19 protein-coding genes and 1 tRNA gene are annotated in these 17,677 nt (G+C 44.9%); 7 read left to right on the top strand and 13 right to left on the bottom strand.

Going from position 1 to position 17,677, the window contains the following annotated elements; all coding sequences use genetic code 11:
* Nucleotides 1–795, bottom strand: a complete 795-nt coding sequence (gene tatC / locus LEP1GSC052_RS06745) for a twin-arginine translocase subunit TatC (RefSeq protein ID WP_020986080.1) — start codon at nt 793–795, stop codon at nt 1–3.
* Nucleotides 796–807: 12 nt separating this feature from the next.
* On the bottom strand, nt 808–1,065 hold the full coding sequence (locus LEP1GSC052_RS06740; RefSeq protein WP_010575038.1) for a Sec-independent protein translocase subunit TatA/TatB: 258 nt from the start codon (nt 1,063–1,065) through the stop codon (nt 808–810).
* Nucleotides 1,066–1,218: 153 nt separating this feature from the next.
* Here LEP1GSC052_RS06740 and LEP1GSC052_RS21215 point away from each other — a divergent pair, with 153 nt between their 5' ends.
* From LEP1GSC052_RS21215 to LEP1GSC052_RS06705, 7 genes are all read left to right on the top strand, one after another.
* A complete protein-coding gene (locus tag LEP1GSC052_RS21215; RefSeq protein WP_125184772.1) occupies nt 1,219–1,413 on the top strand; it encodes a hypothetical protein in 195 nt (64 codons plus the stop codon).
* 151 nt (nt 1,414–1,564) lie between these two features.
* The gene (locus tag LEP1GSC052_RS06730) at nt 1,565–2,374 is read left to right on the top strand and encodes a hypothetical protein (RefSeq protein ID WP_010575036.1); all 810 of its coding nucleotides are present in this window, start codon (nt 1,565–1,567) and stop codon (nt 2,372–2,374) included.
* Nucleotides 2,375–2,424: 50 nt separating this feature from the next.
* Nucleotides 2,425–2,739: a thioredoxin gene (gene trxA, locus LEP1GSC052_RS06725; RefSeq protein ID WP_010575035.1), complete on the top strand. Its 315-nt coding sequence runs from the start codon at nt 2,425–2,427 to the stop codon at nt 2,737–2,739.
* Nucleotides 2,740–2,763: 24 nt separating this feature from the next.
* A complete protein-coding gene (locus tag LEP1GSC052_RS06720; RefSeq protein ID WP_020985887.1) occupies nt 2,764–4,917 on the top strand; it encodes a cAMP/cGMP-dependent 3',5'-cyclic-AMP/GMP phosphodiesterase in 2,154 nt (717 codons plus the stop codon).
* Nucleotides 4,918–4,935: 18 nt separating this feature from the next.
* A complete protein-coding gene (locus tag LEP1GSC052_RS06715) occupies nt 4,936–6,066 on the top strand; it encodes an acyl-CoA dehydrogenase family protein (protein WP_010575033.1) in 1,131 nt (376 codons plus the stop codon).
* A gap of 39 nt (nt 6,067–6,105) precedes the next feature.
* A complete protein-coding gene (locus tag LEP1GSC052_RS06710) occupies nt 6,106–7,287 on the top strand; it encodes an Lsa36 family surface (lipo)protein (RefSeq protein ID WP_010575032.1) in 1,182 nt (393 codons plus the stop codon).
* 104 nt (nt 7,288–7,391) lie between these two features.
* Complete coding sequence (locus LEP1GSC052_RS06705; protein ID WP_010575031.1) at nt 7,392–8,003, top strand: hypothetical protein; 612 nt, start codon at nt 7,392–7,394, stop codon at nt 8,001–8,003.
* Nucleotides 8,004–8,096: 93 nt separating this feature from the next.
* Here LEP1GSC052_RS06705 and LEP1GSC052_RS06700 read toward each other — a convergent pair whose 3' ends face one another.
* The 11 genes from LEP1GSC052_RS06700 to LEP1GSC052_RS06650 all read right to left on the bottom strand — a co-directional run bounded on the left by LEP1GSC052_RS06700 (nt 8,097) and on the right by LEP1GSC052_RS06650 (nt 17,579).
* Entirely contained in the window at nt 8,097–9,395 is a 1,299-nt protein-coding gene (locus LEP1GSC052_RS06700) for an MFS transporter (protein ID WP_020985730.1), read from the bottom strand.
* Between the two features lie 73 nt (nt 9,396–9,468).
* On the bottom strand, nt 9,469–9,828 hold the full coding sequence (locus LEP1GSC052_RS06695; protein ID WP_010575029.1) for a phasin-related domain-containing protein: 360 nt from the start codon (nt 9,826–9,828) through the stop codon (nt 9,469–9,471).
* A 97-nt stretch (nt 9,829–9,925) separates the two neighbouring features.
* Nucleotides 9,926–10,498: a bifunctional nuclease family protein gene (locus tag LEP1GSC052_RS06690; protein ID WP_010575028.1), complete on the bottom strand. Its 573-nt coding sequence runs from the start codon at nt 10,496–10,498 to the stop codon at nt 9,926–9,928.
* A gap of 55 nt (nt 10,499–10,553) precedes the next feature.
* Entirely contained in the window at nt 10,554–12,425 is a 1,872-nt protein-coding gene (locus LEP1GSC052_RS06685; protein ID WP_020986108.1) for an alpha/beta hydrolase, read from the bottom strand.
* Between the two features lie 240 nt (nt 12,426–12,665).
* Nucleotides 12,666–13,112: a DUF6968 family protein gene (locus LEP1GSC052_RS06680; protein ID WP_040913332.1), complete on the bottom strand. Its 447-nt coding sequence runs from the start codon at nt 13,110–13,112 to the stop codon at nt 12,666–12,668.
* 19 nt (nt 13,113–13,131) lie between these two features.
* Complete coding sequence (locus LEP1GSC052_RS06675) at nt 13,132–14,478, bottom strand: ankyrin repeat domain-containing protein (protein ID WP_010575025.1); 1,347 nt, start codon at nt 14,476–14,478, stop codon at nt 13,132–13,134.
* 122 nt (nt 14,479–14,600) lie between these two features.
* A tRNA-Ile gene (locus LEP1GSC052_RS06670) sits at nt 14,601–14,674 on the bottom strand.
* Between the two features lie 58 nt (nt 14,675–14,732).
* On the bottom strand, nt 14,733–15,341 hold the full coding sequence (locus tag LEP1GSC052_RS06665; RefSeq protein WP_010575024.1) for a hypothetical protein: 609 nt from the start codon (nt 15,339–15,341) through the stop codon (nt 14,733–14,735).
* Nucleotides 15,325–15,852 carry an LIC_11959 family protein gene (locus LEP1GSC052_RS06660; protein ID WP_020986245.1) on the bottom strand — a complete coding sequence of 176 codons (528 nt, stop codon included), beginning with the start codon at nt 15,850–15,852 and terminating at the stop codon, nt 15,325–15,327. The genes LEP1GSC052_RS06665 and LEP1GSC052_RS06660 overlap by 17 nt, the downstream gene beginning before the upstream one ends.
* Nucleotides 15,853–15,856: 4 nt before the next feature.
* On the bottom strand, nt 15,857–17,155 hold the full coding sequence (locus tag LEP1GSC052_RS06655; RefSeq protein ID WP_010575022.1) for a HEAT repeat domain-containing protein: 1,299 nt from the start codon (nt 17,153–17,155) through the stop codon (nt 15,857–15,859).
* The gene (locus LEP1GSC052_RS06650) at nt 17,091–17,579 is read right to left on the bottom strand and encodes a response regulator (RefSeq protein ID WP_010575021.1); all 489 of its coding nucleotides are present in this window, start codon (nt 17,577–17,579) and stop codon (nt 17,091–17,093) included. The genes LEP1GSC052_RS06655 and LEP1GSC052_RS06650 overlap by 65 nt, the downstream gene beginning before the upstream one ends.
* Nucleotides 17,580–17,677 lie beyond the last annotated feature (98 nt).

The following is a 17,677-nucleotide window of genomic DNA, read 5'->3' as shown; positions in this document are numbered from 1 at the left end:
TTATTCTCTCTCTATCACCTTCATAAGAACGATCGAAACCGCAAACAGGATCGTCAATGGAACGAATAAGAACAGCATCGAAATCAAATCCGGTCCCGGAGAAAGAACCGCGGCCGCGATCGCAAGGACGATGATCGCCTCCCTCCATTTGGAAAGCAGGAAAGAAGAACGGACGATTCCTAAACTGCCAAGAAGAATGAGTACAATAGGAAGCTGAAAAGATAAACCGAAAATCAAATGGATGTTGAAAAAAATTTCGTAGTACTCGTCGATCGGAAGTCTGGATTCGATATCGGGCGGACGAAAGTTGACCAGAAAGATTCTCAAAAGATTCTCGAACGCTTCCGTCCAACAAAGCCAAACTCCGAACCAAAACAAAAGCGTGCTGAAAAGAATTAAGAATTTACCGTAACGATCCGTCTTCGGGTCAAGCGCCGGGGAAATAAAACCCCAAAGAAAAAAAAGAACGAAAGGAAGACCCAACAGAATCGAGATCATAAACGAACTCTTCAGATAGATCATAAACGGAGCCATCAGTTTGATCTGATAGAAGGTCGCTTGCGGACCGAGAACGTTCTTATACGGTTGCGCGAGAATCTTATGAATCTCTTCTCCGAAGAACAAGGAAATTCCCATGATCACCGCGACAACGAGAAGGGACCGAATGAGAACCATCCGAAGTTCTTCGAGATGATCCCCCAAGGTCATATACTTTTCTCTCTCCCGAGAGAGAGATTCTCTCGAGGGTTCCGGGTTGGGTAGGGAAGTTGTATGCGGCTTTTTTTTACCGGCCATTCAGCGGTGTGATCAGGCGGATTTGGATTTTTTGGATTTGGAAGCCTTTGCCTGAGATTCTTCCTTCGGTACGGATTGGTCTTGGCTGATTTGTTGGGAAGGCTCGTCGGATTCTCCCGTTAAGGATTTGCGGAAGGAACGGATTCCGTCTCCCAGATCTTTTGCGAGGGAAGGTAATCTTTTTCCTCCGAAAAGTAAAAGGGCGATAAAAAGAATGAGAAGAATTTCAGTCCAGCCTAAGGATCCGAAGACTGCCAGTGGTGCAAACATAGTATTACCTCAAAAACCGCTTTTAAGCAAAGCCTGATTGTTAGACTTTCCCTTTGCATTTATCTGTCAAATAGTAAGTAGGGACTTTCGTTTCGGGTCCAGGAACGAAACGATCGTTCTGAAACGGAAAACGGTTTCTTTTTTTGGGAAAGAATGGAAAAGCTACTCTTTATGGAAATTTCTTCGCTCAGCTCCTCTTCGGGAGCGATGCATCCCGAAATCGCGTCGGTGCCGGATTCTCCGACGGCCGGAACGAACACAACCCCGGGAAATACGGAGAAACCCGAGGGAATCCCCGTAGCGGACCCGATTTCCTCTTCGGGAGGAATCATCAATACCCAAGCCTAAGTTTGGGAAAAATGGAATCTTGTTCCGCCTAAAGAAAGGAAGAAATTTCCCTGAAAATGGGATCCTTCCGAACGGTTATTATCCTTGGAACTACTTTGGAAATTACCGATACTGATAAGTATAACAGGTTGGGAAAAAGACTGGTTTTAGTATGGCATTAACCAAAGAGCAAAAACAGGAATTCACGGAAAAACTGACGGACTTCAAGGTCTACTTGGACGATCTCAAAAAGGAAAGTAACCTATTTAAGTCCCAGTTGAAGAAGGTTCCCAAGTTGGAACCTTACTATCAAATCGCGTTGTCCATAAACGCGATCAAGACGATCAATACCTGTCTTTTGGTCAACGACTTGAGTGTCGCCATCTTGGACATCAAAAGTGACACCTACTTAAACACGGGGAGGAAAGAAATTTACAACGCGATCTCCGTGATGGAGAAAATCGTGGGCGCCGATTTCGAGGGAAGTCTGGCGGAAAATAAGGACCTTCTCGCGAAAATTCCCGAATTTACCCCGGTTCAAAGGCTGAATTTTGTAAAAGCGATTCGTCAAGTAACTAACAAAACGATAGACGCGTTCGGAACAAACAGCAAATGGAAATGGAGTTTCCCCGAGATTCATTTTAAGATCGCGGTGCTTTGTAAGAATGTTTTTGATTTCCGAGCGTTTGAAAAAGAAAGGGATTTAGAGAATCCGCACTATTATATCCGACAGGAACACTTTAATTTGATTCTCGAATTGTGTAACTATGCCGCTCAAGAATACCGCGCCAAGTTCGATCTTTCCACTCAGGACGCCGGGGATTTGAAAAAATCCATATCCATGCTCGAGGTAAACCGCAAAATTCTCCAGACGACGGGTGAAACCGACGACTTGGAGAAGACAAAAACATTGATCGAATCTCTCAAAGAGAAAGTCGAATCATTAGAAGCGGATAAAGAGAAAAAGAAAAAGAAAAAATAGACCGAACGAGTCTGATATATATTATAGGAAAAAAGGAGACTGAATCAAAGATGGCATTGGCAGAAGTCAACGATTCAAATTTTAAGAGCGAGACATCCGGAGGATTGGTTCTCATCGATTGCTGGGCGGAGTGGTGCGGCCCTTGTAGAATGGTAGCTCCCGTTCTCGAAGAGTTATCCGGAGAATTGGACGGGACCGTAAAAATCAAAAAACTGAACGTGGATGATAATCAAGATACCGCTCAGAGCTTAGGAATTTCTTCCATCCCGACACTGCTACTATACAAAGACGGACAACTTGTGGATAAAGTGATCGGAGCTCTTCCGAAAGCGCAAATTAAGAATTTTATCGAAAGACATAAATAATTCTTTTTTCTCCATTTACGTACTATGCTGAAAGAAACATACAAAGGTTATACGGAATTGCCTAGAGGAGGGTATCTCATCGATACCACCGAGGGATACCTTCAAATCGGCTCTCCACCGGAAACGATCAAAGACACAATGGGGTTCGAAAAAAAAACCCCGTTGGTCTTTATTCTTCCCAACAAATTCTTTCATGTCGAAAAGGGAATCAGCACCGCTGAGTTGGAATTCCCGATCTATTATAACTTCTTTTTAAGACAGAAAAAAACGTTCATCGTTTGTACGGAAGAACAAAGGGTTCAGCTCATCACCGTACTCAGAGAGTCCCTCATGGGACCGGACAACATCAATCTCAAGAGCGAGTATTTAAACGGGGAAGAATCCTTCGGCTTTCCCGATATGAAAGCGGAGATGGCTTACTTTCGAGGATACAAAGGACTCGAAGACGTAGTGGACTTTAAGGTGTTCGACGCCGAAAATAAAGTATATTACGGAAATGTAATCATTCATAAATTGGAAAGCGGGGACTTTCTCATCCAAGACGGAGAAAGAAAGATCGAAGTTCCCGGAGAAGTCGGATTCAACATCAAATACGATATCGGGGAAAGACCGACCGAACCGTTTCAAGCTCCGATCATAGGAATTACCTGCCTCGGACCTTCTCATGGATTCGATCCGGAAGACAACACGTCCGGCTTTATCATCTGGTTGAACCACCAGGGGATCATGGTCGATCCTCCGGTTAACTCGACCGAGTGGCTCCGTCAATCGAACGTAAACCCGAAACTCATCAACCACGTCATCTTAACACACTGTCACGCGGATCACGACGCGGGAACCTTTCAGAAAATTCTCGAGGAAAATAAGATCACGATTCACGCGACCGAAACCGTGATGGACAGCTTCTTACGAAAGTATTCCGCGCTTACGAAAATTCATAAGAAAGAATTGCAGGAACTCTTCCACTTCCAGCCGATCATCATCGGAAAAGCGACGATGATCAACGGCGGAGAATTCAACTTTCATTATGCGCTTCATTCGATTCCATCCGTCGGATTCGAATTCTTTTTCCAAGACCAGTCTTTTATCTATACGTCGGATCATTTGAACGAACCGGAAATCCACGATAAGATGTATTCCGCGGGGATTCTTCCCGAATCTCGTTGGAAGTTCTTCAAAGAGTTTCCTTGGGAAAGAAGAATCATCTATCACGAAGCGGGGATTCCTCCCTTGCATACGCGCGTGAGTTATCTCGCTTCTTTGCCCGAAGACATTCAGGAAAAAATCACCGTCTATCATATCGCAAGAAAGGATATGCCTGCGGGAACCAAACTCAAACTCGCTCGTTTCGGAATCGAAAACACTTTGTATCCCGAGATCACTCCGCCGAAACACATCGAGGCATACAACCTTCTCGACGTGATGACCCAGATCGATATCTTCCACGGATTTCCGATCGAAAAGGCAAAAGAATTCTTACTCATCGTAAACGAAGAACGATACAAACGCGGAGATCAGATCATCCGCAAAGGAACTCCGGGAGATAAGTTTTATATCATCGCATCCGGAAACGTAAAGTTCGAAGGACTCAAACAAGACGGAGAAGGTCCGATCAAACGATACGGAACCTACGAATATTTCGGCGAGGCTTCTCTCGTATTGGATCTTCCACGCGCGGCGGACGTATACGCGGAGACGGACGTGCTTGCGTTAACGATCGAAAAAAATAAGTTTTTACAATTCATTCGTAATTCGGATCTAAAAAATAACCTAACAAGGCTTAACGAAATTCGAGATTCCAATTCATGGAAGGCTTTGGCGGAATCCAGACATTTCCGTGGACTGACAAGTCATCAGATTACTCAGTTGGAATTGATCATGATTCTTCATAAAGTGAACGCAGGTTCAATCCTTGTGAAAGAAAAAGAATTTTACGGTGACGCCTATATCATTCGCAATGGAAAAGTAAACGTCTATCAGAACGGTAATTTATTAGCCGAACTAACAGACGGGGACTTCGTTGGAGAGATTTACAATATCTCCAAAAACTTTGTGTCGAATTATACGTTTAGAGCTGAAGTTGATACGGAGTTATATTCCATTCAGCAAAATGATCTGATCGATTACGTGAAGAAGAATCCCGGCGTTTACATGAGAATGAACACAGTCTATTCGTAGACGCAGGGAGAGATTAGAATGGATAGAATTCTTCAATTCACGGAAGAGCATGAAGCGTTTCGTGAAATGGCTAGAAAATTTTTCGAGACGGAAGTCGCGCCGCATCACGAATCCTGGGAGAAAGTAGGAATCGTTCCGAAAGAAGTTTGGAAAAAAGCGGGCGCAAGCGGTTTACTTTGTCCGAACATTCCTTCCGAATACGGCGGATCCGATGCCGATTTTCTATATAATGTAATCATAATAGAAGAATCCGCGAAAGTGGGAAACAGCGGATTCTTTATCTCCTTACACAACGACGTGATCGCTCCGTATATTTCGTCTTACGCGGACGATGCTCAGAAAAAACGTTGGTTGCCCGGTTGTGCGAGCGGGGATAGCATTCTCGCGATCGCGATGACCGAACCCGGCGCCGGTTCGGACCTCAAAGGAATCCGGACGACCGCCGTGGAAAAGAGCGATCACTACGTGGTAAACGGCCAAAAAACGTTCATTTCCAACGGACAGTTGGCAAATTTAGTGATCACGGCTGTTAAACATGATAATGGCACGATGTCCCTCCTCATGGTGGAAGAGGGAATGAAGGGTTTTGAAAGAGGAAGAAGACTCGAAAAGCTCGGTCTGAAAGCGCAGGACACTTCGGAACTTTATTACAACGACGTGATCGTTCCGAAGGAAAACCTGATCGGCAAACAAGGACAAGGTTTTCGATATTTGATGCAGAAGTTGGCTACGGAACGTTTGGTCCTCGGACTTGCGGCCGTGGAAGCTACCGCTCTCGTTCAGAAGATAACCCTTCAATACATCAAAGAAAGACAGGCATTCGGTAAAAAAATCGGATCCTTTCAGCATATCAAGTTTAAGATGGCTGAGATGGCGACCGAACTTGAAATGTGCCGTACTTTCGCAGATAAGGTGACTTTGAATACCTTAGCCGGAAAATCGGATACCGCGGAAGCATCGATGGTGAAGTGGTATTCTACGGAGATGCAAAAACGTCATACGGATGAATGTTTGCAGTTCTTCGGCGGTTATGGTTATATGATGGAGTATCCGATTGCCAGAGCGTATCTGGACGCGAGAATTCAGACAATTTACGCGGGAACGACGGAAATCATGAAAGAGATCATAGGCAGAAGCCTCGGACTCTGAAAGAAATTTCCAAAAGTTCCCGTCGAATGAAACGGGATAATGATGAACACCTGCCGCAACTTAATTGTAGGAAGAATTCTTCCTATTTTAATTCTTTCCATTGCCGGACTGACGGTTCCGGCGGGTTCTTTAACGGCACAAGTCACCTGTACGGGCAAGGCTTGTGCGATCATTCCGAGCAATATTTCTTCCCAGTTCAACGGACTGGAAAACGAAATTCGAACCAAATACTTAAACGAAGTAGTCAAGTCCATGTCCGACGCGGCTTTGTTGACTACGATCAATTCTTCCATGATGGGTCCGGGAACGATCAATCGTTTCCAGATCGGAGCCGGAGCTTCCGCGGCCGGTGTTAAGAACCAAGACGTTCAAATCCAATACGCCGGCGTAACTCTTCCGAATCTTCCGAACGGAGGCGCTTCGATCACTCCGACTCTGATGGCCGGAGTCAATCTCGGTTGGCTTTTGATGCAGGGACCTGCGGATCAAAAAGAGAAGGAAGACGACAAGGATTCTCAGGGAAGAAGTTTCCTGCATAGAATCAACATCTATGTCCACGGGTTTCAAGGCAAACTCGATCAGGGAGATTTGAGAAGTCTCAACAATCAATCCGATCAGTATAAATTCTCGGGCGTTTATAATTCTTTCGGAGCTACGGTTCGTTTTCAACTCATCAAAGAACGTTATACACGTTTGGACTTTTTCGGTTTTACCGGACTGAGTTTGGGAATCGGTTTTCATCGTAAGACCGAAGAGATGAACATGGGTTATTCTCCTACTTCGATTCCTAAGATCGCCTTCGGTCCTGCAAGCGGCCGTTGGGACGCAGACTTCACTTTGGGTTACAGATCCAAATCCGAATCCTTGCCGATCGACATTCGCACCGGGGTTCGTTTGTTTTATTTTCTCACGGTGTTTGTCGGCGCGGGGATGAGTCAGAATTCCGGAACCTCAAACTTGAGCCTTGCAGTGAGCGGACCCTTCGCACTTACCTTGGACGCGGCTGCGGCCGGATTGCCCTATGATTTCTTAAAAGGATATTCCACAACTTCCACCGGAACTCTTTCGATCCGCACGCACGGGGACGCAAGAGCGAAGGATAGTATGAACTATCTCATCGGAGGAGTGGAGTTGAACCTTCTTACCTTTAAAGTTTTGGTGGAAGGAATGGTTTCCGAAAAGATTTATTCGGCCAACGTCGGCGTAAAGTTCGCGCTCTAATCGGCGGCACACTTCTTGCATTCTTATTGTATGCGCTCCCGTACGGGTTGAAATGTACGGGAGAATGCTTTAGAAATAAACAGAATGTATTCGAGGGAACCGCAATGATCCAAACATCTACAGAATCTTCCGTTCATATCTCTTGTATTCCCAGAGACGGTTCCTATGCGTTGAAGGTCAATATCTCCAACAACGAGATCGGAATCATCTACCGAGTCACGGCCGCGCTTTTTGTAAGAGGTTGGACGATCGAGGAAGCCGTCGCGGAAACGTCTCAGGACGGTTATATCAGCGACATATTCATCGTCAAAAACGTGGAAAATCTTCCGATGACGGACGAGATGCTTCAGATCATTCATTCGGATCTGAAGGAAATGTTTTTCCAAGGTGTTTCCGTTTTGAGTTATCTGGAACGTTTTCCCGATAAGGCGGAATATCTGAAGAATAAGGATCGATCTCCGATCGAATTGTTCCTATTCAATTCTCACGGAAGCGATTGTACCGTGATGGATCTAAGAATGAAGGACAGACCGGGGATCATCTTCGAGGTTTCTCAACTTTTGTTTTTATACGGGATCGACATTCTTTCGTTTAAGGCGGTTACCGATTCCGGTTCGGTTCGGGATACGTTCTTACTTCGTTTGGAAAACGGAAGCAAACTGGAAGAATCCCTTCACTTCGAAAGATTGTCCACTGCGCTTAAGACGATTCTTTAACGATTCGAAGTCGTCCAAGTTGTCTTTCAACGAAAACGATTCTACGTTTACGTTCTTGTTAACGTTGAATCGTCGATTTCGAATTCGGTTTTGTCAGGAATGTCCGTGACCGGGTTGTTTCAGTTTCCAGATAAACAGTAAAAACAAAAGACAGATCAGTCCCGAAGTTAAGAACGAAATCGCGGGACCTTTGCTGAAATAAATCAAACAGAACGCGAAGGGCGCAAGTCCTCTTCCCAAAGACGCGAGGCTGCGGAACATTCCCAGATTTGTTCCCTGTTCTTCCTTACCGGATACAAGAGAGACTAACGTGGAAAGGGAAGGATGCAACAGAGCGCTACCGGACGCCAAAAAGGTCAACGCGATAAAAAGCTGATACGAATTCGATACGAAATAAAGAAGAGAGAATCCCACGATCAAAAAAAGCGAACCCGCTCGAACGAGTCTCGTTTCCTTAACCTTTCCGGAAAGTCTTCGAAAAACGCCGCCCTGAATCAGAACGATGATCATTCCTATATAAACGAAAGTGAAACCGATTTCCGCTGGGCTGTAACTTAAGAATTGACTCAGATAAAAATTGATCGAGAACTCGAAACCGGAAAACGCGAAAACGAAAACGAAATAGAGAAGGGAATACAAAACGACTTCCTTGTTTTTGGAAGTGAATACTCCGATGATCGGATGGATTTTTTTCGTTTCGGAAGAAGTGCGATCGTTTACGTGAAGCGTTTCCTTAAACCAGAAAACGATCATGAGAAGATTTATAAGCGCGATCGTGGCCGCCGCAAACGCCGAAGCGGGAAATACGGTAAACGTAAGATCGGGAAACGCAAGTTCCAAAAAGCTCAAGTCCGCCTTTGCAAACAATCCGCCCGTGGGAGGACCTGCGATAAAACCGAGACCCACGCCGGCTCCGATCAATCCCATTCCTTTGGCTCGATCCTTTTCGCTGGTGATGTCCGCCATCGCCGCCGAGGCAACGGAAATATTTCCGCCCATCATTCCGGTGATCACTCTCGAAAAAACGAAGAGAGAAAAACTTCCCGAAAAAAGCCAAACCGCATAGCCGAAAAAACTTCCCAAGCTCGTAAAAACGAGAACCGGTTTTCTACCGACACGATCCGAAATTCTTCCCCAAATGGGAGCGAACGCAAATTGAAGCAGGGAATAAAGACTCGCTACGATTCCTCCGAAAAGAGCGACGAACAAGGACCAATCTCCGGAAGAAGCTTCCATAAGAATTCTCGTGAAGTCCGTAAACTTGTCGAGAACTGGATCGCCCGATTTTGCGAGAAAGATTTTAAGCGTTTCGGGGAAGATGGGAAAGATTACGGAGAATCCCATCATGTCTATAAAAACGGTAAAGAAAAGAACGAAGGATATTTTATTCATGCGAGGTAGAATGACCTGAAGACAATAGTCTTTCAAGCCACCTGCCTTGTCTCAACATTTTCGAAAAAGAGAGTTATTGTTTTTTACTCAAGAGGTGTTTCAATTCGTCGAGTGTATTCTTCGCCGCGGCCTTGAACTGATCCGGGATGGAAGATTCGATCTCCGCGGACAAACGAATGAAATTCTCCTGAAGTTTGGCAAGGGCTTGTTGTCTTCCTTCTCCGCCTTTGGAAAGAATATCCGACGCGTCTTGGACGGTTTTGTTGAGAAGTTCCCGAACTTGATTGGCTTTGTCGGTTTGGTTCGATTCTCCCTTTTCCCTCAGCTCTTGGTAGATCTTATCTAATTCGCCGAGCGATTGTTTGATCTTCCCTTCACCGTTTTGAAATAGGGCGATTCCCGCGTTTAGAATATCCATCAATAACTTTTCCAATCTGATTCTCCTTTCGATCTTCGAAATGATTTAGATCGATGATTGTAGAACCGGGGCCGGTTCTAAGTCGTCTCTTTTTTGAACTGTATCAGGAAAATTAGGAATTCTCGATCAACTTTTTGATCTGATCCCGGATTCTGGCGGCGGTTTCGTAATCCTCTGTTTTGAGCGCGTTGTTCAAGGATTCCTGCAGAATTTCCAATTGTGTTTTCGGAAGTTGGGAAATTTTTTCCCGCGCGATCGATTCTCCCGGAATCTCCTCGTCCTTCATTTCGATTCCGGCTTCTTCGATCACTTTTTTTGCGAGATAAATCGGAGCGTTCGCACGAAGCGCCAAGGCGATCGAATCGCTCGGTCTCGCGTCGAGAATGATTACATCCTCGTCCTTGCGAAGAGTGATTTTCGCGTAAAAGGTGTTGTCTATGATTTCTTCGATCGAAATTTTAATGATGCTTACGTTTAAGGTGGTGAGAAGGACCGTCATCAAATCGTGAGTCATCGGTCTCGGCGGTTTGGTTCCGTCCAGAACCGAAGTAATGGAATGGGTTTCCAAGGGACCGATAAAAATCGGAACCACTCTGGAATCGGAATCATCCTTGGTTTTTAGAAAAACGGCGAACCCAACGTTGGTCAGGGAAATGTCTGAAATTTTTGCTTCTACAAGATCCATTCCCTTTGGAGGCTATCTTTGCAAACCTTTGGTGTCAAATGCTTTACCGAGGAAATCAATCCAGTTTCTGAATCCAGTCGTGAAAACCGGCGCACATTTCCCGAACCGTAGGCATGTGAAATAAAATTCCCAAATGTCCCTGATCGAACTTTACAATTTGATTGTTTGGGGAAGGAAGCGCTCTCAATTCTTCCTCAACGGAATCCACGGGAACGATTTTATCCAAGGTGCCTAAAACGGAATAAATCGGCAGTTGGAAATTTCTTTGCAACTCGGTGTAATTGATCGAACCGTCGAAGGAGAAAAACGCGTGGTCCTTGCTCAACTGAGAACGGATGAATTGCAGAATTACTTTTGTGGATTCTTCGCAGAAAATATCCTCGATTAGAAAATACCATTCCGGCGGAGAAATTTGTCTGTAACCCACGAAGTCTCTGAGGTTCACCACTTTTGTACTCAGTTCGAAAGAAACGGTTCTCAGGGAAGAATGTAAACCCAGCAAGAACTTAAAGAATTTATTGAGATCCACGGTGGGAAGGGTGGATTGAAGAGAGAACGTAGTCAGGTCGAAGATAAAATCCGAAATCGATTTTGCGGGCAACAAACTCAGTCCGGTTTTGATGGCGTTCATTCCCGGAATGTTCGTTCCCACTGATACGAAGTTCGGAGAAGTTACGGAAATGATTCCGGAGATCGCTTCTTTCGGATCGGGAAGCGGAACCTTGCTTTGCGGATACTTTGCGATAAAGGTTTCGTACGCGGCGGCGTAATAACGAGGAATCATTCCGCCCATACTGTGACCCATCACTACGATTTTTTCTTTGGGAAAACTTTCCCGAATCCAGTTCAAAACCGCAGGGAAGTCCTCTTGGATGAAATCGTCGATCGTCCAGCCTTCCTTGATTCCGTTATAAGGAAGCGTTTGTCTCGAACGACCCCTCATATCCATGGAGAATACTCTATAACCGTATTTGAGAGCCATCTCCCGAGCGACCTTGTCCATCACCGAACGGCGACAGAAAAACCCGGGGATCAAAAGAAGAATCTTTCCCGTATCGTTCGTCTTTTCCGGTTCGAATCGTTTTAAACTCACCGAAAAACCGTTGCTAGACGGAATGATATAACTCGCATCGAGTCGATAAGAACAATTGTACGTATGACAATCGAAGATGATCGAGGTCACCGGATGTTGTTGGCCGCCCGTTCTCGTATAATAAAGATGTTTTGCGTAAGAATGAAGATCCGCTTTTTCTATATTCTTCTTTGCGATATATGGATCGGCTTTGTTGTCCATCTCGCGCGCGACTACGAAGTCCACGACGTCGTAAAGAGAACTCAACTGTTCCCGGACCTCGTCCCTTTGTTCATCGGTCATTCTGTCTCTTCGGATTCCCCAGATCATTCCGATCGGATTTCCTTTTACGAAAAGAGGAATTCCTGCGGCGTAGTTCATCGTTCCCGAAAGAAGATGTCTTAGGTTCGGGTGAATCTTTTCGTCCTTGAGACTGCTGAAAACAACCTCGGGACGTTTTTTGGTTTCCACGGCGATGATCGCTTCGCGAATAAAGTTTGCGGAGAGATTGTCCGCATCCTGAATGGAAACGGGAAGAGTGCGGTTGATAAATTCTTGAATGTCTTTCAGTCCGATCCGAGTCGCGACCTCTTTCATTTTAAAATGAGTGGAGGAGGTTACGATTTTGAGATTCTTATCTTGGATCGCTTCGAAAACCGCATAGTTGAACATGGGTTGGTTGTTGGTAAAAGTTAAGGCGACGATCTTGTTTACGAACGAAGACCATACCTTCTCCAAAAACTTATACGTATAATCGGGAATCGGAAAAATAAAAATGTCGTCAGCCGATACGTTAAGTCCGCTTTTGCCTCTTCTTTTACGAGTCGCAGGTTTTTTTTCCAGGAGTTCAGCCATTGATGCCAGAATCGCCGGTAAAATCTCCTCTGCCAACCTGGATTTGAGCCGTTTTCGACCTTTTTTAAGCGGAATATTTTCGGAAAATGATTCAATTATTTTTGAGTCAGTTGAAAGTTGCGTCTTAGTTTCAATGAGATTTTGAAGTCGTTTTAAATTCGATGCGTTCTCCGTTTCCGAAAGATCGTTCGGCTCGGATTGTTAAACGAAATGCGATGTTTGAACGATGAGAATTCGATTTTAAAACGGCGAATTTCCGATCCAAGATTCGGATTCTACGGACGATACTTTCCATTCTACGGTGAATTTTTTCTTTCGAAACCTTTTAAGGAATTCTTCCCATCGAATTCGTCTGGACGTTGTTACTTGAGGAAAGTCCAGATCTCCGGGACTCAAACGTTTGAGTTCCGGATGTTTCCTTTGAAGATACGAACTTAAAAACAATCCGACGCATACAAAGGCTTGATGAATGGCGTCTAACGCATCGAAACCTATGGCCGTAAAAATTTTCGAAGCAATCTGTTCCGAGGGAACTCCAAGAACTTGAAAGGGACAGTACCAATTCAAATCGGGCTCCGGATGCGGTTTCGGTTTTCCGATTTGGATCGTGATCTCGTATTTTTCTTTTCCGAATTGAATTCGAAGTTGTCTTTCGGCGATGACTTCGCCGAGCTCGTATCGATTCATCTGCATCAAAAATTCTCCGTCAATTCGACTTAAACAATAAAAACGGTTTTTGATCGTGTTCCACACCGAATAGAAACCAAAAGGAATCGCGTTCAAAAATCCGGGAAAATGTTTCCTGCAATAGAAACGCTAAGAAAGAATTATAAAGATTCTTTACGATCCAGTATTCGTCTCGATCCGTTCGATCTAAAATTTCTTCGATTCCTTCGAACGCATCCGAAAACTCGATTCCGTTTTCGTAGTCCTCAAAGACGGGATCGCCGAACGGATTTTCTTCTTCGTCGTCGTCATTCTCGTCCTCTGAAAATTCGGACGATTGATCCGAAGTTTTGTCTTCGGTTTCTTCTCTGAAAACGATGGAATTTTGTGTTACTTCGAAGCGAGTGTATCCTCTTGGAAATGCGTAACCGCTGAAGGGCGTCTGCGCGCTTCCCGCCCATTCGAAAACGACGACTAACGCGTCCGGATACGAGCCTTCCCATTCCGATTTTAGATCGAGGAGAGGTTTGGCCACGCATTCGATCAGATTCTTTCGATCGATTCGAGAGAATTCGTTTTGCAATTGTTCGCGGATCTCAACTCGAATTGCATCCAAGGATTCTTTTTGATCGATTGAAAAACTTTGAACGAGCGAATTTAACTCGGGATCATGGTTCCGAACAAGACCCTTATCCAGCAAGAGAATCGTTCTTTCCTTTTGCGCCAGATCGCGAGCTTTTTTACCTTCTGCATCTGCAAGTTCCCGGTCCGCTTTGAATTCCAAAAATAACTTTATGAGTTTCTGATATTCTCTTTGGGAGGCTTCGTGAAGAACGGTTCTCCCGTCCCGATTTTGTATGTCGATCGCGGCTCCGTGATTCAATAAGAATTGAGCGCTTTTAAAACAATGATAATGGACCGTCCAATGCAAAGGAGTTTCACCGTGATCGTTTTGTTGATTCAGTTCAAGTTCGTTTTCTAAAAGATATTCAAGAATTGGAAGATTCTCCCCAAGCGCGGCACAATGAACTAAGGAAATGTTTGTGTCGGTTTTTGCGTGAAGATCCGCTCCTCGTTGCCGCAAAGATCGGAAGAGTTCGAATCCTTCCTTTCGCTTCCAAGGAATTTTATAGATGGGCGTATAACCTTCTCTGTTCTTTGCGTTGATATTCGCTCCGTGTTCCAAAAGTAAATCGACGATGTCGAGTCGTTCGGCGTTCACAGCGATATGAAGTGGAGAATTATCCCAGTCCTCTCTGCCTCCGAATTCTCCGGACTTGCAATTGACGTCCGCGCCTTGTTGTAAGTAACCTTCGATTTTTTTAAGATCGGCTTTGTATTTACCAATTTCCTTCCACAGACGAGAATCGATGTGTTGCGTTTCCATGAGATTAGTATAATGGATTTGATCTTCGAATCCCGGCGTTTGATAATTTGCGGAGTGGCAAGTCCTTCTGTATAAGACTTGTAGAGAAAGATTGTATTTGTTGAAGGGAAGTTTTACTCCAATGGGCCCAGAAGGACTTGAACCTTCGACCCGCAGATTATGAGTCTGCCGCTCTAACCAACTGAGCTATAGGCCCGGAGTGTTTCCAGTTTTTCTAAGAAGTCTCATTCTTCAAGTGAATTTCCGCAGAGAAGTCAAAAAGAATCGGATGAAAGAGATTGAATGAAGTTTTTCGGATCTTGAAAAAAGTCCGCGATCGTTTTGTTTTCGGAATCGAATCCGAGATAAATCGATACGATTTTTCCCCGCCTTTGCAAAAGAAAATAACGGACGGTCAGCGGATTGCCGGAAATAATTTCTTTTCTTTCTCCTCCGATAACCTTCAATCCTTTGAAGACGGGAAGAACCAAATTTTTAGAATTCGGAAAAAGTTCTTTCAGAAGATTTTCCAAAGGTTCTTCCGCGGAAGGATGTCCTTCCCATTCTCTTACGATCAACATCCACGCTCTTCCTTGCGTCGGAATCGATTTCCAATGACCACCGTTTCCGATTCTACGAACCTCCGCCTTTTCCGGAAAACGAATCTTCACGAGATCGCTTACGAAAGGAGTTTCGGGAGAATGGAACGAAAGACTCGGATCCAACGGATCGAGCGCTCGCAGTTCTCCGTTCGCGTTTATGGAAAGAAAAAAGAACACAAAAGCGAATAACGCGGATTGATAAACGAAGTTGAAAAAGTAGGATCGGATCGGCTTCCGACGAAACCGATCCGGAAATAAAAAAGAATCAGTAAATGATTTCATCCAAAGCGAGTTCCCGAAATTCTACGAGATCAAAAACGGGAATGGAAAACCGTGCCTTCTTTTCTTCAAGGGTGATTTCGGAGGCTTTTTTAAAAAGAGGAATCGTGGAAACCTGGAACACGATCAAACCTTCCCACTTACCGCGCACCTCGTAGGCCGCGCCTTCGGCGAGTTTGCGAACCTGTCTCGCTCTGGATTTGTCGAACTTGTTGATTCTATATTTGTAATATACGGTTTCGCCGTTCCAATCGTAAAAAACGGCGTAGTTTCCCTTGAGTTCCTGAAAGAAAAGTTTGATCGAATCCGGAAAATTCGGAGAAGAAGAGGATAAGGATTCTTTAAGGTCGGCGACTCTCGGTTCCGAATAGGAAATCGAACTCCGATACGTCGCCGCGGCTCTGTGAACTTCCTGAGCAAAAAGCGTTTTTCCGAGGATCGGAAAGTCGACGATCATTCCCAAAAAAAGAACGAGCATCCACAACGTTTTTGGAATATTCAAAAAGTTGCACAAAAACTTAGTCCTCCAAGTCTTCGGACTCGGACTTTCCACTGCCGCCGGAAGAAGGAGGGGAGGTTCCGCCATCGGGCGCGGAGTTCGAGGTTCCGGGTAACGGAGAATCCACGGACCGAATCGGTCTTTCCTTGTTGCCGGGTCTGAACTTGGAACCTTCGGGTTCCTTAGAATCGATATCGCCGCCCGATTCTCCCTTTTTCAATTTTTCGATCGCGGCCTTGGCGGCTTTTTTTACTTTTTCACTCGGATCTCTCTGAGCCTTGTATTCCAAAATTTCCAGAACGGAAAGATCGCCCGTGTCCGTGAGATGTTTGATCGCGCGGAGTCTGACGACCGGATCGTCGTCTCTCGCATACGCATACAATTCTTCTAATATATCCTTGTCCCCCATGGAAACGAGGGCGGTCACGGAATGAATCTTCAAAGGCTGATAATCCTTAACCTCGTTTTTGCTTTTGAGGTTTCGGATCTTTTCCAATTCTTCCTTGATCGTGGGCATGGATGAAATCGATTTCATTTTTCCTAATGAACTCACGGAAAAACTTCGGAGTGTGATCGGTTCCTTGGAATCCTTATAGATTTCGAGTAAAGAACCTTCGGCTTTTTTGTCCTTGCTTTTGCCGAAGAAAAGGGCGATCTGCGCGCGGATCTCAGGATCGTTGAAGTTTTCACCGAGACGTGCGAGTAAAAAAGCGGAAGCTTCTTCTCGCGGAGGAAATTCTCCCAAAGCGTCCAAAAGTCCGACGGTAAGATTCGAATTCTTCGTAAAGTCCTGGGTTTTTAAAATTTCGAAAAGAATCGGAGCGGCTTTTTCGATTTTGAGTTTTTTAGTCGCGTAGATCGATTCTCTTTGGATGTCGAGTTGTTCGCTTTTTAAAAGTTTGAGAATGGATTCTTCGAACTGGGTCAGTTTCAACTCGGCCACGGTTCGGATCGCGTAAACCCGCATCATCCAATCCGGGTCCTTGTCCAAAATTTTGCCCAGCTGATCAATGAGCGCTCCGGAATGTTCGGGAGGGAAGTCCTCGAGTTCCCGAAGAGCCATCGCTCTTTCCTTCGTGGTTCCGAACTTAAGAACCTGAAGAAGGATTTCCTTTTTCTTAAGAAGTTGTTCTTCGGAAAGTTTGACCGGTTTCGTCGGATGCGGAGCGGAGAAGACGGACATCCCCGCAAAAAAAAGGAGAATGGTATATGCAAAAAAGAGAATGTATTTCACAAAAGTACGGTTCGTTTTTTCAGGATTCTTTCTGGAGTTTTTGATTTTCTTCTTCCAGTTCTTGGATTTTTCTATTGAGTTCATTGATTAAATGTTGGTTTTCTAAATTTTGGCGGAATTTCTCGATCAGAAATCGAATGTCCCCCGTGAGTTCCTCGATGTTCCAGGGTTTTTCCACATAACGGCTTAAACCTCCGTAGTTGATCGCGTGGATCGCGGAATCGAGACCAGCTTGACCGGTGAGCATGATCTTGATCGAGTCGGGAAGTCTTTTGTGGACTTCTTCCAAAAACTGAGAACCTTTCATGCCGGGCATCACCTGATCAGCGATCACCACTTCGATTACGTATCCGGAACTTTGGATTTCTTCCATGAGGGCCAGACCGTCTTCCGCGCTACTCGCGGTTTCGATTTCGTGGCTTTCTCCGAATTCGTTCCGAAGCTGCTGCTGGATCGTTTCCAGCACCGATACTTCATCATCGACACAAATGATATAACCTTTATTCATAATCCCTGTTCCCAACTCGGAAAGTATCTTTAGAAGGAGAATTGCTTCGGTTTCCGTGGAAATGTCAAGAGGTTATATCGATTTCGGGAGAATTACTC

Source organism: Leptospira kmetyi serovar Malaysia str. Bejo-Iso9 (genome assembly GCF_000243735.2).
GTDB lineage: Bacteria > Spirochaetota > Leptospiria > Leptospirales > Leptospiraceae > Leptospira > Leptospira kmetyi.
The sequence above is the reverse complement of the archived record's forward strand: the minus strand, read 5'-3'. Positions and strand labels throughout refer to the sequence as shown.

Coding starts and splice junctions, on each gene's coding strand:
- LEP1GSC052_RS06740 (WP_010575038.1), bottom strand. CDS start 1,065: ATGTTTGCACCACTGGCAGTCTTCGGATCCTTAGGCTGGACTGAAATT.
- LEP1GSC052_RS06655 (WP_010575022.1), bottom strand. CDS start 17,155: ATGAACTCAATAGAAAAATCCAAGAACTGGAAGAAGAAAATCAAAAAC.
- LEP1GSC052_RS06700 (WP_020985730.1), bottom strand. CDS start 9,395: ATGAATAAAATATCCTTCGTTCTTTTCTTTACCGTTTTTATAGACATG.
- LEP1GSC052_RS06715 (WP_010575033.1), top strand. CDS start 4,936: ATGGATAGAATTCTTCAATTCACGGAAGAGCATGAAGCGTTTCGTGAA.
- trxA (WP_010575035.1), top strand. CDS start 2,425: ATGGCATTGGCAGAAGTCAACGATTCAAATTTTAAGAGCGAGACATCC.
- LEP1GSC052_RS06710 (WP_010575032.1), top strand. CDS start 6,106: ATGATGAACACCTGCCGCAACTTAATTGTAGGAAGAATTCTTCCTATT.
- LEP1GSC052_RS06665 (WP_010575024.1), bottom strand. CDS start 15,341: ATGAAATCATTTACTGATTCTTTTTTATTTCCGGATCGGTTTCGTCGG.
- LEP1GSC052_RS06680 (WP_040913332.1), bottom strand. CDS start 13,112: ATGAATCGATACGAGCTCGGCGAAGTCATCGCCGAAAGACAACTTCGA.
- LEP1GSC052_RS06730 (WP_010575036.1), top strand. CDS start 1,565: ATGGCATTAACCAAAGAGCAAAAACAGGAATTCACGGAAAAACTGACG.
- tatC (WP_020986080.1), bottom strand. CDS start 795: ATGGCCGGTAAAAAAAAGCCGCATACAACTTCCCTACCCAACCCGGAA.
- LEP1GSC052_RS06720 (WP_020985887.1), top strand. CDS start 2,764: ATGCTGAAAGAAACATACAAAGGTTATACGGAATTGCCTAGAGGAGGG.
- LEP1GSC052_RS21215 (WP_125184772.1), top strand. CDS start 1,219: ATGGAAAAGCTACTCTTTATGGAAATTTCTTCGCTCAGCTCCTCTTCG.
- LEP1GSC052_RS06650 (WP_010575021.1), bottom strand. CDS start 17,579: ATGAATAAAGGTTATATCATTTGTGTCGATGATGAAGTATCGGTGCTG.
- LEP1GSC052_RS06685 (WP_020986108.1), bottom strand. CDS start 12,425: ATGGCTGAACTCCTGGAAAAAAAACCTGCGACTCGTAAAAGAAGAGGC.
- LEP1GSC052_RS06675 (WP_010575025.1), bottom strand. CDS start 14,478: ATGGAAACGCAACACATCGATTCTCGTCTGTGGAAGGAAATTGGTAAA.
- LEP1GSC052_RS06690 (WP_010575028.1), bottom strand. CDS start 10,498: ATGGATCTTGTAGAAGCAAAAATTTCAGACATTTCCCTGACCAACGTT.
- LEP1GSC052_RS06705 (WP_010575031.1), top strand. CDS start 7,392: ATGATCCAAACATCTACAGAATCTTCCGTTCATATCTCTTGTATTCCC.